This is a genomic window from Sphingomonas sp. (assembly GCF_035758555.1).
GTDB lineage: Bacteria > Pseudomonadota > Alphaproteobacteria > Sphingomonadales > Sphingomonadaceae > Sphingomonas_B.
Genome location: NZ_DASTXI010000190.1, coordinates 1 through 12,826 on the forward strand (window position 1 = coordinate 1; position 12,826 = coordinate 12,826).

A 12,826-nucleotide genomic window follows, 5' to 3' on the forward strand; every position below is an offset into this window, starting at 1 on the left:
CGGCTCGGGCGGTCGGCGCGGCTGATGCGGGCGGTGCGGCTGGCGCAGACGAGTGGCTTTCAGGCCCTGCGCGACGAGGCGGAGATCGGGACCGGGGCGAGCCTGGTCACGACCGTGCTGGCCGAAGGCGGCGCGGGGAGCCGGATCGACGGGCATCTGCGGCTGACCGGCGAAGCGGCATTCGCGGAAATGGGCGGTGCGCTGCTGACGCGGGGCGAGCAAAGGCACGAAGCGGCGGTGGTGCTGCGGCACGAGGCCGAGAACTGCATGAGCCGTCAGACCTGGCGCGCGGTCGCCGACGACACGGCGGTCGCGAGCCTGGCGGCGCGGGTGGAAGTCGCGCGCGCGGCGCAGAAGACGGACGCGGAGCAGTCGCTGCGCGGACTGCTGCTGAAGCGCGCGGCGACAGTGAACCTGAAGCCGGAGCTGGAGATTTTCGCCGACGACGTGAAATGCGCGCACGGGGCGACCGTGGGTGAGCTGGATGTGGGGGCGTTGTTCTATCTGGAGAGCCGGGGCGTGCCGCCGGCGGAAGCGCGGGCGCTGCTGACGCGGGCGTTTGTGGCGGACGCGCTGGAGCGGATCGGGGCGGATGCGGTGCGGGAGGGGTTTGTGGCCCTTGCCGACCAGTGGCTTAATAGAAATCCGTTCGCTTCGAGCGCAGTCGAGAAGCGCAGCGCGCAACAAGCGGACACACGTTTCTCGACTTCGCTCGAAACGAACGGAGGTGGGAATGGCTAGCCTGGCAATTTCTCAAACCCGTCCTCTCGACCTGCTCGCCGATTTCCCGGCCATCCCCTCCGGCTGGGCCTATCTCGACACGGCCGCCACCGCGCAGAAGCCGCGGCCCGTGATCGACGCGATCGCGCGGGCGTACGACACCAGCTACGCGACCGTGCACCGCGGCGTGTACCAGCGATCGGCCGACATGACGCTTGCCTATGAGGCGGCGCGCAAGCGGGTGGCGCGGTTCATCGGTGCAGAGTCTCCCGACGAGATCGTGTTCGTGCGCGGGGCGACCGAAGGCATCAATTTGGTCGCGGAGAGCTGGGGCGGGTCGCAGCTGAAGCCCGGCGATCGCATCCTGCTGTCGACGCTTGAGCATCATTCGAACATCGTGCCGTGGCAGCTGCTGCGCGACCGGTCCGGGGTCGAGATCGACGTGGCGCCATTGACGGCGGACGGGCGGATCGACCTGGACGCGGCCGAGGGGATGCTGACGCCGGCGCACAAGCTGGTCGCCTTCGCGCATGTGTCCAACGTGCTCGGATCGGTGCTGGACGCGAACCGCGCGGCGGCGATGGCGCATCGAGTGGGTGCCAAGCTATTGCTCGACGGGTGCCAGGCGGTGCCGCGGATGACGGTGGATGTGGCCGAGATCGGCTGCGACTTCTACGTCTTCTCCGCGCACAAATTATACGGGCCGACCGGCTTCGGCGTGCTGTGGGCGCGGGGCGAGATCCTCGACGCGATGCCGCCCTGGCAGGGCGGCGGGGCGATGATCGACCGCGTCACGTTCGATCGCACCACCTATATGCCCGCGCCGGCGCGGTTCGAGGCGGGGACGCCGCATATCGTCGGCGCGCTCGGGCTGCACGCGGCGATCGACTATGTCGAGGCGATCGGGCCGGACGCGATCCACGCGCATGAAACGGCGCTGGTGAGGGCGACGCGCGAGCGGCTGGGGGCGATCAACTCGGTGCGGCTGTTCGGGCCGGAGGACTCGGCCGGCATCGTCAGCTTCGCGGTCGAGGGGGTGCATCCGCACGACATCGGCACCATATTGGACGAGGAACGCGTCGCCATCCGCGCGGGGCATCATTGCGCGCAGCCGCTGATGGATGCGCTGGGCGTGCCCGCCACCGCGCGGGCAAGCTTCGGGGTCTATAACAGCGCCGCCGACGTGGACGCGCTCGCGCGCGGGATCGAGCGCGTGACGAGGATTTTCGGATGAACGAGCAGAGCCGGATCAGGATCGAGGAAGTGGACGGGGTCGCGCCGCCGCCCAAGGCACGAGTCGAGGATGCGGCTCGGGAAGGTTTCGAGCGGAAGAAGGACTATCTTGCCGGCTTCCTGAACGAGAAGCCGGCCGAGCTGTCGGGGCACGAGCCGGGCGGCGAGCTGTACGAAGCGGTGATCCAGTCGCTGAAGGAGATCTACGACCCCGAGATTCCGGTCAATATCTACGATCTGGGGCTGATCTACGGCGTCGACATCACGCCGGACGGGCATGCCTTCATCACGATGACGCTGACCACCCCGCACTGTCCGGTCGCGGAATCGATGCCGGGCGAAGTCGAGCTGCGCGTCGGCGCGGTGCCGGGAATCGGCGATGTCGAGGTCAGCCTGGTGTGGGACCCGCCCTGGAACCCGGCGCAGATGTCGGACGAGGCGAAGCTTGAGCTCGGTATGCTATAGGAGAACCGTTCGTATCGAGCGCAGTCGAGATACGCTTCTCGACTGCGCTCGAAGCGAACGGAGCAGGTTGAACGCATTATGACGACCGTCACCACCACTCGTCCCCGCCCGCAGGCGCTGATCCTGACGCCATCCGCCGAGGCGCGGATCGCGGCGTTGATGGCGCAGGCGCCCGAAGGCGCGATCGGGGTCAAGCTGTCGACGCCGAGGCGCGGCTGTTCCGGCCTCGCCTATTCGGTCGATTACGTGACCGAAGCGAAGCCGCTCGACGAACGGATCGAGACGCCCGGCGGCACTTTCTTCGTCGACGGCGCGTCGCTCTTGTACCTGATCGGCAGCCGGATGGACTGGGTGGAGGACGACTTCACCGCCGGCTTCGTGTTCCAGAACCCGAACGCCAAAGGCAGCTGCGGCTGCGGCGAGAGTTTTACGGTCTAAAATCCTCCCCTGCTCTGCAGGGGAGGGGGACCATGCGAAGCATGGTGGAGGGGCGTCCGCGCCAGCGGACGATCGGCCATCCTCGCTTCGCTGCGGCCCCTCCACCGCTCGCTTCGCGAGCGGTCCCCCTCCCCGAGCAAGCTCGGGGAGGATTTAGAAGTCCACCCGCCAGCGGAACGCCGCGCCCAGATCGTCGGGGGCGGCGGCGAAATTGCCGGGGTCGCGGCGCCAGAACAGGTTGGCGTCCATACGGCCGCCGAACAGCATCCGGGCATAGCTTGCTTCCAGATCGATCTCGCGGCCCGTCGGGGCGAGGTTCAGCCGCTGCTGCGCATAGCCGACGGCGCCGCTCTCATAGTCGTAGCTGACCGGCAGGCGCAGGCCGAAACCGCCGCTCGCGACGCGCAGCGGCTGGCCGATGCGGAAGCCGAATTCGTCGTCCCGTCCGAACACGCCGGTCTTCGCAACGTCGAAGCTGAACGCACTGCTGCGGATCGTGGCGCCGCCGCTCATCAGCCCGCTTGCGTCGGCATGGGTCCAGCCCTGGCGCGCGGCGGCGGCGAGCGACCAGCCGCCGCCGGCCCGCCAGTCGGCGCGCAGGTCGGCGAACCAGGTGGAGGAAGCGCCATTTCCGAACAGCGGGCCGAAATGCGCGCCGAGCAACGTGCGCTCCTCGGTCAGTCGCGTCACGCCGCCGCTGAGGCGCAGCGGGCCGAACCGGCGGTCGGCGGCTAGGCTCATCAGCGAATAGGGCGAGCGGACATACGGATCGCGAACGCCGGGCGCATCCTGATAAAGCAGGCCGTCGCCGCTTTCCACGCCGGCGGTGATGCCGAGCCGCCCGAAGCTGTGCCGGACCGTCGCCGCGCGCTGATCGCCGCGGTCGAAGCCGAGCGCATCGGCGGGCCCGCGCGCGACCAGGAAAGCGGGTTCGCTGCGGCCGGTCAGCTGCCCGGCGACGCTGGCGCCGCTCTGACCGAAACCGAAGGCGACGCTGGTGCGCGGATCGATGCGGCTGGCGATCATCCCTGCGGTGGCGCGGGCGCGGATCGCATCGTTCTGCCCTAGCATCAGCCGGCGAACAATCGTGCCGCCGGGCGCGTCGGCGATCGATACCGCGACCATTGCGCCGCCCGCCGAAAGCGAAGCGCCACGGAACGACTGGCCGAGCGTGGCGGCGAGGCCCGAACGCGGCTGCGCACGGCGGATCGAGCGGCCGAGGTCGACCGCATAGGCGCGGCTGAAGCTGTCGAGCACGATCGCGCCCATGGTTTTCTGCGCGGCGTCGCCCATGGCCGGCGAGAGCGTGGCGTTCGCGCCAGCCAAATCGACGGCGACCTTGCTGCCCGCCAATTCGGTGGCGCCGCGCGGGGCGAAGGCGCGGCCGACGTCGAGCCCGCCGCGTCCATAAACCGGGTCCACGCCCGCCGCGCCCAGATCGTCGGCGCTGTCGAACAGCAACTGCACGATCTCGGCTCCGGTCAGGTTCGGGAAGGCCTGGGCCAGCAGCGCCGCCGCACCGGCGACATAAGGCGCGGAAAAGGACGTGCCGTCGTAGAGAAAGGCCTGGCCGGTCTGGTCGAACGAGCGAACGCCGACGCCGAGCGCAGTGATGTAGGTATTCGCGGTGATTCCGGCGCGGTTCGAGAAGCCGGCGATGTTGCGGTTGGCGTCATGGGCGCCGACGACGATCACCTGGCCGCGCGCGATGCCCTCGGCCGCGACCTGTGCGAGGTCGGTCGGGTTGGCGGCGCTGTCGTTGCCGGCCGAGATGACGATCACCATGCCGGCCGCCGTCGCGCGGTCGATCGCGTTGCGCAGCGTCAGGTTGGCCGCCTCGCCGCCCAGCGAAATGTTGGCGACCCGCGCCCCTTGCGCAACGGCGATATCCAGCGCGCGCGCGATCGCGCTGTCGCTGTGGGTGCAATCGGTCGCGCAGCTGCCGGCCGTGTCGGTACGCAGCGCCAGCAGCGTTGCGCCGAACGCCATGCCGTGAATCTCGGAATCGTTCTTCGCGGCGAGCAGCACGGCCGACACCGCGGTGCCGTGGCCGCTGTCGTCGCCGAGCCCGCGCGAGGCAGCGACGTCCTGCGAAGCGGGCGAGAGGCGCCCGGCGAATTCCGGGCTGTTCGGGTTGACGCCGCTGTCGATCACCGCCGCGGTGATGCCAGCTCCGGTCGCCCCGGCCTGATAGGCGGGGATGGCGTTCGCCAGCTCCAGGCCGTTCGAGCGGACATATTCAGGGGTGCGGAAATTGACCGGCGGGGGTGTCGGGGTGGGCGTCGGCGTGGGCGTCGGAACCGGGGTGGGCGTCGGCGTAGGTGGCGGCGGGAGCGGGTTGACCGTTCCACCGCCGCCGCCGCAGCCCGCCAGCGCCAGCAGGACCATAACCAGGCCCGAGGGCCCCAACGCGATACGCCTGTTCATCCGGAAACACCCCTGGTCCGTTCGCGCCCGCCTAACGCGGCGGCGCTTGCGTTGCGGTTAACCCGGCGCCCGCCAATTTGCCGCAGCCGGGGCCCGCGGCTAGGGCGCACGCGATGCTGCCGGCGCTCGCCCATATCCGGAACTGGATCTTCGATCTCGACAACACGCTGTATCCGGCGTCGGCGGACCTGTTCGGGCTGATCGACCAGCGGATGACGGCGTTCATCCAGGAGCTGCTGGGCCTGGACTGGACCGCGGCGCGGACGCTGCAGAAGGATTATTTCCACGCCCATGGCACGACCCTGTCGGGCTTGATGGCCGAACACGGCGTCGATCCGCACCGGTTCCTTTCCTATGTCCACGATATCGAGATGGACGTGCTGACGGAGGATCGGCGGCTGGTGGAGGCGGTGGCGCGGCTGCCGGGGCGCAAGCTGATCTTCACCAACGGCGATGCCGATTATGCGGGCCGCGTGCTTGCCCGGCTGGGACTGGGGACAAGCTTCGAAGCGATCCACGACATCCATGCCTGCGCCTATACGCCCAAGCCGCATCCGGACGCCTATCGGGCGATGGCAGCGGCGTTCGCGATTCAACCCGCCGAATCGCTGTTCGTCGAGGACATGGCGCGAAACCTGAAACCCGCCAAGGCGATCGGCATGACGACGGTGTGGGTCAACAACGGCTCCGAACAAGGGCGCGAGCCGGACGACCGCGCCTATGTCGATTACGAAACAACCGACCTCGGCGCCTGGTTGCACGAGATTCTGGGAGACGAAGAATGATCGAACGCGGCGCGCTGATCGGCGCTATCGAAGCCGCCTGGGAAGCCCGCGACCAGCTGGGCCCGCAGACGGTCGGCGACACCCGCGCCGCCGTCGCCGAAGCGCTGAAGCTGCTCGATTGCGGCGAGGCGCGCGTGGCCGGACCGGACGGCCAAGGCGGCTGGCACGTCAACCAGTGGCTGAAGAAAGCGGTGCTGCTGTCGTTCCGGCTGCACGACATGGAGCTGATCGCCGGCGGCCCGGGCACGGCCAGCTGGTGGGACAAGGTGCCGAGCAAATTTTCGGGCTGGAGCGCAGCCGACTTCCGCACCGCCGGCTTCCGCGCCGTGCCGGGCGCGGTGGTGCGCCACGGCGCCTTCGTCGCACCCGGGGCCGTGCTGATGCCGAGCTTCGTCAATATCGGCGCGCATGTCGGCGAAGGCACGATGGTCGATACCTGGGCGACGGTCGGCAGCTGCGCGCAGATCGGGAAGAACGTCCATATCTCCGGCGGCGCCGGCATCGGCGGCGTGCTAGAGCCGCTCCAGGCCGGGCCGGTCGTCATCGAGGACGGCGCGTTCATCGGCGCGCGCTCCGAGGTCGCGGAAGGCGTCGTCGTCGGGACAGGCGCGGTGCTGTCGATGGGCGTGTATCTCGGCGCCTCGACCAAGATCGTCGACCGCGCGACCGGCGAAGTCTTTATCGGCCGCGTGCCGCCCTATGCCGTGGTGGTGCCGGGCACGCTGCCGGGCAAGCCGCTTCCCGACGGCACGCCGGGCCCGTCGCTCTACTGCGCGGTGATCGTCAAGCGCGTGGACGCGCAGACGCGCGCCAAGACCAGCATCAACGAGCTGCTGCGGGACTGAGCGATCGCGGGCTCGGACGCAGGCGCGCAGCTATCAGCGCAGCTTGCTCCGCGCATGGTTGCGCTCGACGCGGCGGCGGCGGCGCGCCTTCCAGCTGGTTTCATAATAGATCGCCGCAGCGAGAATGACTGCGCCGGCTGCCAGCAAGCCGAGAACGAGCAGAACCGTATCTTCCACGTGTTTTCCTGTGTGCGGACCCTTGTCGCCGCCGCAATTACCGGCCCGCGGTGACCGGATCAATAAAGCCGGGCCCGCAATTGGTCGCATTCCGTCGCGCGTTCGTCGATGGCGCGGCGCGTTCGTCCAGTTTTCCGGCACCACGGTCGAGTTCCCGGTGCGCCGGTGCATTCCCGCTGTATGGCGCCGGTCCGCCGCTGATGGGCAGCGGCGAATCGCAAGGGAAGCAAGCGATGAAGGCAGAACTTTTCCGCAGCACGGCGACCTGGCTCGCCGCGATGTTCGTCGGCACGATGTTCGTCGCCGCCACCACCTCGTTCGCGCACGTCCTTTAGGGATGCGGGCTCAAGGGAGGCCCAGCTTCTCGGTCAGCGTATCGATATAGCTGGGCCCCACCTGAACATGGGCGCCATCGTCGAGCACCAGCGTGAGGCTCCGATTGGCGCGGCGGACTTCCGCCACTTTCTCCGGCCGCACAAAGGCCGAGCGATGCACCCGCATCAGCCCCGTCCCATTCAGCTTTTCCTCGAGCGCCGACATCGTCGCGCGCAGCATGTGGCTGCGCGTTTCGGTGTGCAGCAGCACATAGTCGCGCGCCGCCTCGATCCAGCCGATCGCCTCGATCGGGACCCAGCGATGGCCGTGCCGCTCTGGCACCCAGAAGCCTTCGTCGTCGGCCCGCGCGGCGCCGCTTTTCGCGCGCAGGGTTTCGACTTCCTCCAGCAGCTTTCCGCTCTGTTCCGCCTGGTTGCGCAGCTCGCGCCGCCGCCGCGCGCGCGTTACCGCCTGGCGCAGCCGGTCGAAGCGCACCGGCTTCAGCAGATAATCGGCCGCATCGACCTCGAACGCATCCGGCGCATAATGTTCGTGCGCGGTGACGAAGATGATCTCCGGCCGCTTCTCCGGCTCCAGCGCAGCGGCAGTGCGCAGGCCGTTGCGGCCCGGCATCTGGATATCGAGGATCACCAGATCCGGCTGCAGCTTCTCGATCTGGTCGAGCGCCATGTCGCCGTCGGTGGCCTGACCGACGACCTCCACCTCATCGATATCCGCGAATAACGTGCGCAGCCGATCCAGCGCCAGCGCCTCGTCGTCGACGACCAACACCCGCATGCCCGCAACCCCCAATGCTTTGAGCGCCTTATCCGTCAGGACCGGGTTTGGCTCAAGTCCTCGCGGGCAGACGGATCGTCGCGGCATAACCGGGGTCGCGCGCGGCGGTGACCAGCGACGCGGTCTCGCCATATAGCGCGCTCAGCCGCTGACGGACATTCTGAAGCCCGACGCCGGTGCCGCCGGTCGCGGTCGCGTTGCCGCTGGCGCGTCCGTCATCCTCCACCGTCACCACCAGCTCCTCGCCGTCGCGCCGGCCGATGACGCGGATCACGACGGGATCGAGCGAGGGCGCGACGCCGTATTTGATCGCGTTCTCGATCAGCGGCTGCAGCAGGAAGCTGGGAATCGGCACGTGGCACGCATCGCTGGCGCAATCGATCTCGACATGCAGCCGGTCGCCGAAGCGGATCGATTCGATTTCGAGATAGTCGTCGATCAGCGTCAATTCCTGGTCGAGAGGCACCAGCTCGGTCGGATCGGAGGCAAGCGAGGCGCGCAGGAAGCTCGACAATTTGTCCGTCATCAGCTCGGCTTCCTCGTTCCGGCGCGTGACGATCATCGCCGAGATCGCGTTCAGCGTGTTGAACAGGAAGTGCGGATTCAGCTGATAGCGGAGCGCCGCCAGCTGGGCGTGCTGCGCGGCCGACAAGGCGCGAGCCAGTTCCTGCGCCTGCAGCACGTCGTGCCGGCGCGAGCTGACCAGGTGGAACAGCGCGACGTTGACGCCGAACACGCAGACATAATTGAAGGTCGCCCGATAGGCGCGGCTGAGATCGGTCGGCAGGTTTTCCCAGGCGGTATCGATCCGGTTGGCGATGAAGCCGGTGTAGATCAGGTCGAACGTCACCTGCACGATCGAGACCGCCAACACGGCGGCGGCCAAGGTCAGGGTGCGCGGCACCAGGTTCCAGTCGCGGGTCGCCCGGAATATCGCGAACAGCGGCAGCGCCAGCACCATCGACACGATCAGCGTCACTTCGTCGAGCGCGACGCTGGTCCAGCCCTCGCCCGCGTGCCGTTCGAGGAAGATCGGCAGATAGATAAGAGCCACGAACGACCATAGCGCGACCGTCAGCGATATCGCTTCGCGCCAGCCGGCCTCGTGGAGGATCGGCTGAACCGGAGACTCGGCAGACGGTCGGGATGCGATCAGCGACATCCAGTCAGCCTGCAACACTGTTGCCAAAACGCGTCTGCCTCACTCGTTCTCGGTAACGGGCCAAGATCGGCCGGAGCTGTGCCGTACGCCACAGCGATGGGACAAAAGCGACATGGCGCGCGACGAGAATGACCGGCGAAGCGGAATTCGACCCTGGCCGGCTCATGACCCCTCCCTCATCCCGTCTTGACCCGGGCCCCACCTTCTTCTGAACTGCGACGCAGAGCAAGGTGGGGCCCGGATCAAGTGCGGGGCAGCGAGGGAGGGCAGATTGAAAGCACGGTTCCTGATCGCCGCGGCGATTCTTTCGTCGAGCGCCCTTGCGGCGCCGCTGTATCCGCCGTTCGGGCTGGACCTGACCGCCTTCGACAAGACGGTGAAGCCCGGCGACGATTTCTTCGACTATGCGAACGGCGCGTATCTGGCCCGCACGACCATCCCCGCGGACCGGCCGGCGCAGACGCGGCGGCTGGAGATGACCGACCGGATGGAGGCCAATCTCCACCAGCTGCTCGACGAGGCCGCGAAAAGCGCTTCGGCCGCGCCCGCGACCGACAAGCAGAAGGTCGGGACCTTCTACGCCGCGTTCATGGACGAAGCGCAAGCCGAACGCCTGGGCGCAGCGCCGCTGAAGCCCGAGCTGGACGCGATCCGCGGGGCGCCGGATCGTGCCGCGCTCGCCCGGCTGATGGGCGAGGCGCCGAGCGGGCTTTATCCGAGCCTGTTCGGCGTCTTCATCGACAGCGACCTGAAAGACCCGAGCCGATACGCCGCGTATCTCGGCCAATCCGGGCTCGGGCTGCCGGATCGCGACTATTACCTGAAACCCGAACTCGCGGCGAAGAAAGACGCCTATCGCGCCTACGCCGCGCGGCTGCTGGCGCTGGCCGGCTGGCCCGAGCCCGAACAGGCGGCCGACGCGCTGGTCGCGTTCGAGACTCGCATTGCGGAAGCGAGCTGGACCAAGGTGCAGCAGCGGGACCTCACGACCCAGTATAATCCGATGGCGCCGGCGGCGCTGGCAAGCTTCGCGCCGGGATTCGATTGGGGGCCGTTCCTGGATCGGGCCGGAGTCGCGGGCAAGCCGATGCTGGTGGTCGCCGAGAAATCGGCCTTCCCGAAGCTGGCGGCGATCTATGCCGACACGCCGGTGGACACGTTGAAGGCATGGCTGGCGTTCCGAGCCGCCGATGCGGCCGCGCCGTATCTTTCCAAACCGTTCGTCGATGCGCATTTCGGCTTTCGGCTGAAAGAGCTGACCGGGCAGGCCGAGCAACAGCCGCGCTGGAAGCGCGCCGTTCGCGCCGTCGCCGGCGGCGATTGCGGTGCGGAGCCGGCCAGCTGCTTCGGCACGCTGAACTGGGCCGTGGGCGAGCTGTACGCCGCGCGCTATTTCCCGCCCGCGACCAAGGCGAAGGTGACCGAGCTGGTCGGCAATTTGAAACTGGCGATGCGCGGGCGGATCGAGCGGCTCGACTGGATGGGGCCCGAGACCAAGGCCGAAGCGCTGAAGAAACTCGACACCTACACGATCAAGGTCGGCTATCCCGACACGCCGCAGCGCGACTATTCGGGCGTCGCGATCCGCCGCGACGACCTGCTCGGCAATGTACGGCGCGCGGCGGCGAACGACTGGGCATTCGTGCTGAAGCGCAGCGCCGGGCCGGTCGACCGCACCGCCTGGCTGATGACTCCGCAGACCAACGACGCCTATAACGGCTCCTTGCGCGACATCGTGTTTCCGGCCGGCATCCTGCAGGCGCCGATCTTCGATGCCGATGCCGATCCGGCGATCAATTATGGCGCGATCGGCGGCGTGATCGGGCATGAGCTGACCCACGGCTTCGACGATCAGGGCCGCAGCATCGATGCCGCCGGAAGCTTGCGCGACTGGTGGACGGCGGCCGACGCCGAGGCGTTCAAGGCCCGCGCGAAGATGCTGGGCGATCAATATGCCGAGTTCGAGCCGGTGCCCGGCTTCCACATCAATCCGGGCCTGACGATGGGCGAGAACATCGCCGATCTGGGCGGCCTCGCGATCGCGCTCGACGCCTATCACGCTTCGCTGAAGGGCAAGCCGGCGCCGGTGATCGGCGGGCTGACCGGCGACCAGCGCGTGTTTCTCGGCTGGGCGCAGGCCTGGGCGGGGAAGATGACGCCCGATGCGATCAAGCAGATGACCGTCAGCGATCCGCACTCGTTCCGCAAATTCCGCGTGAACGGGCCGGTCAGGAACATCGACGCCTGGTACGCGGCGTTCGGCGTGAAGCCTGGGGACAAGCTGTATCTGAGCCCGGACAAGCGGGCGCGGATTTGGTAGCGCCTAGTATATCAACCCTGTTCGCGTTGCACTGGATCGTGCTCTTGCGAAAGCAGGAGCCCAAGTACATCGCTTGCGACTCTGGACCCCTGCTTTCGCAGGGGAACCGGCAGCAGGACCACGTCAGGCTTATCTACAGCCCGTCGAAGTCGATCGGCTGGTGCCGATCAAGCGTTCGCGTCACCTCCGGCATCGGGTATTTGAGGCCCGTCGCGCAGTTGAACAGCACGGCCTCGTCGCCGGCACCGATCAAGCCGTCCGCCAATGCCTTGCGATAGGCGGCGAGCGTCGCGCCGCCTTCGGGGCAGAGCAGCAGCCCGTCCCGTCCGGCCGCGTCGGCAACCGCCTGCAGCGTCGCATCGTCGTCGACGGCGATCGCCGCGCCGCCGCTCTTGCGCACCGCATCGAGGATCAGGAAGTCGCCGAGCGCTTTCGGCACGCGGATGCCGGCGGCGACGGTGTGCGCATTCTCCCAGCGCTCCGCGTGATCCGTGCCGTCCTCGAACGCCTTGACGATCGGTGCGCAGCCCGACGCCTGCACCGCGAACATCTTCGGCCGCTCCGGCCCGATCCAGCCGAGCGCCTCCAGCTCGTCGAACGCCTTCCACATGCCGATCAGCCCGGTGCCGCCGCCGGTCGGGTAGAAGATCGCGTCGGGCAGCCGCCAGCCGAGCTGCAGCGCCAGCTCCAGCCCCATCGTCTTCTTGCCCTCGATCCGGTACGGCTCCTTTAGCGTCGACAGGTCGAACCAGCGGCCCTGGCGCGTGCCCTCGGCGACGATCGCGCCGCATTCGTCGATCAGCCCGTTCACGCGCCACACCCGCGCGCCCTGGAGCGCGATCTCGCGGACATTCGCTTCGGGCGTGTCCTCCGGGCAGAGAATGACGGTCTCGATCCCGCACCGGCTGGCATAGGCCGCGAGCGCAGCGCCGGCATTGCCGTTGGTCGGCATCGCGATGCGCGTGACCCCCAGCGCCTTCGCCATCGACACCGCCATCACCAGCCCGCGCGCCTTGAACGATCCGGTCGGCAGCCGGCCTTCGTCCTTGACCAGCACCTTCGCCCCGCCCGCGCGCGGGATCGCGATGAGCGGCGTCTCGATCTCGCCCAGGCTGACGATATCCTGGGTGCGCCGCACCGG

General features: G+C 68.3%; 12 protein-coding genes. 7 read left to right on the forward strand and 5 right to left on the reverse strand.

Annotated elements, in window-relative coordinates; translation table 11 throughout:
* The 4 genes from VFT73_RS11265 to VFT73_RS11280 all read left to right on the forward strand — a co-directional run.
* The coding region (locus tag VFT73_RS11265; protein ID WP_326411051.1) for a SufD family Fe-S cluster assembly protein at window positions 1-741 on the forward strand (741 nt) is incomplete at its 5' end.
* Window positions 734-1,954 (forward strand): cysteine desulfurase, encoded by a 1,221-nt coding sequence (locus tag VFT73_RS11270; protein ID WP_326411053.1) that lies wholly within the window; start codon window positions 734-736, stop codon window positions 1,952-1,954. The genes VFT73_RS11265 and VFT73_RS11270, both read left to right, overlap by 8 nt.
* Window positions 1,951-2,418 carry an SUF system Fe-S cluster assembly protein gene (locus VFT73_RS11275; RefSeq protein WP_326411056.1) on the forward strand — a complete coding sequence of 156 codons (468 nt, stop codon included), beginning with the start codon at window positions 1,951-1,953 and terminating at the stop codon, window positions 2,416-2,418. Before VFT73_RS11270 ends, VFT73_RS11275 begins: the two co-directional genes overlap by 4 nt.
* Before the next feature lie 78 nt (window positions 2,419-2,496).
* Window positions 2,497-2,856 carry an iron-sulfur cluster assembly accessory protein gene (locus tag VFT73_RS11280; protein ID WP_326411058.1) on the forward strand — a complete coding sequence of 120 codons (360 nt, stop codon included), beginning with the start codon at window positions 2,497-2,499 and terminating at the stop codon, window positions 2,854-2,856.
* Window positions 2,857-3,009: 153 nt separating this feature from the next.
* On the opposite strand, the gene VFT73_RS11285 is transcribed toward VFT73_RS11280, so the two are convergent.
* Complete coding sequence (locus VFT73_RS11285) at window positions 3,010-5,283, reverse strand: S8 family peptidase (protein WP_326411060.1); 2,274 nt, start codon at window positions 5,281-5,283, stop codon at window positions 3,010-3,012.
* 113 nt (window positions 5,284-5,396) lie between these two features.
* Between VFT73_RS11285 and VFT73_RS11290 the strand changes: the two genes are divergently transcribed.
* On the forward strand, window positions 5,397-6,068 hold the full coding sequence (locus VFT73_RS11290; protein WP_326411062.1) for a pyrimidine 5'-nucleotidase: 672 nt from the start codon (window positions 5,397-5,399) through the stop codon (window positions 6,066-6,068).
* On the forward strand, window positions 6,065-6,913 hold the full coding sequence (dapD, locus tag VFT73_RS11295) for a 2,3,4,5-tetrahydropyridine-2,6-dicarboxylate N-succinyltransferase (protein WP_326411065.1): 849 nt from the start codon (window positions 6,065-6,067) through the stop codon (window positions 6,911-6,913). Before VFT73_RS11290 ends, dapD begins: the two co-directional genes overlap by 4 nt.
* Before the next feature lie 33 nt (window positions 6,914-6,946).
* Here the strand turns inward: dapD and VFT73_RS11300 are convergent, their stop codons facing one another.
* From VFT73_RS11300 to VFT73_RS11310, 3 genes are all read right to left on the reverse strand, one after another.
* Window positions 6,947-7,090 (reverse strand): hypothetical protein, encoded by a 144-nt coding sequence (locus tag VFT73_RS11300; RefSeq protein ID WP_326411067.1) that lies wholly within the window; start codon window positions 7,088-7,090, stop codon window positions 6,947-6,949.
* 345 nt (window positions 7,091-7,435) lie between these two features.
* Entirely contained in the window at window positions 7,436-8,203 is a 768-nt protein-coding gene (locus VFT73_RS11305) for a LytTR family DNA-binding domain-containing protein (protein WP_326411069.1), read from the reverse strand.
* A 52-nt stretch (window positions 8,204-8,255) separates the two neighbouring features.
* The gene (locus VFT73_RS11310) at window positions 8,256-9,383 is read right to left on the reverse strand and encodes a sensor histidine kinase (protein ID WP_326411075.1); all 1,128 of its coding nucleotides are present in this window, start codon (window positions 9,381-9,383) and stop codon (window positions 8,256-8,258) included.
* 253 nt (window positions 9,384-9,636) lie between these two features.
* On the opposite strand from VFT73_RS11310, the gene VFT73_RS11315 reads away from it, so the two are divergent.
* The gene (locus VFT73_RS11315; protein ID WP_326411072.1) at window positions 9,637-11,685 is read left to right on the forward strand and encodes a M13 family metallopeptidase; all 2,049 of its coding nucleotides are present in this window, start codon (window positions 9,637-9,639) and stop codon (window positions 11,683-11,685) included.
* Window positions 11,686-11,818: 133 nt separating this feature from the next.
* Here the strand turns inward: VFT73_RS11315 and VFT73_RS11320 are convergent.
* Window positions 11,819-12,826, reverse strand: a 1,008-nt coding sequence (locus tag VFT73_RS11320) for a threonine synthase (RefSeq protein ID WP_326411074.1), incomplete at its 5' end; no start/stop codon positions are given.

Excerpts from the sequence above, each read along its gene's own strand:
- VFT73_RS11270 (WP_326411053.1), top strand. The coding sequence starts at position 734 with ATGGCTAGCCTGGCAATTTCTCAAACCCGTCCTCTCGACCTGCTCGCC.
- VFT73_RS11275 (WP_326411056.1), top strand. The coding sequence starts at position 1,951 with ATGAACGAGCAGAGCCGGATCAGGATCGAGGAAGTGGACGGGGTCGCG.
- VFT73_RS11280 (WP_326411058.1), top strand. The coding sequence starts at position 2,497 with ATGACGACCGTCACCACCACTCGTCCCCGCCCGCAGGCGCTGATCCTG.
- VFT73_RS11285 (WP_326411060.1), bottom strand. The coding sequence starts at position 5,283 with ATGAACAGGCGTATCGCGTTGGGGCCCTCGGGCCTGGTTATGGTCCTG.
- VFT73_RS11290 (WP_326411062.1), top strand. The coding sequence starts at position 5,397 with ATGCTGCCGGCGCTCGCCCATATCCGGAACTGGATCTTCGATCTCGAC.
- dapD (WP_326411065.1), top strand. The coding sequence starts at position 6,065 with ATGATCGAACGCGGCGCGCTGATCGGCGCTATCGAAGCCGCCTGGGAA.
- VFT73_RS11305 (WP_326411069.1), bottom strand. The coding sequence starts at position 8,203 with ATGCGGGTGTTGGTCGTCGACGACGAGGCGCTGGCGCTGGATCGGCTG.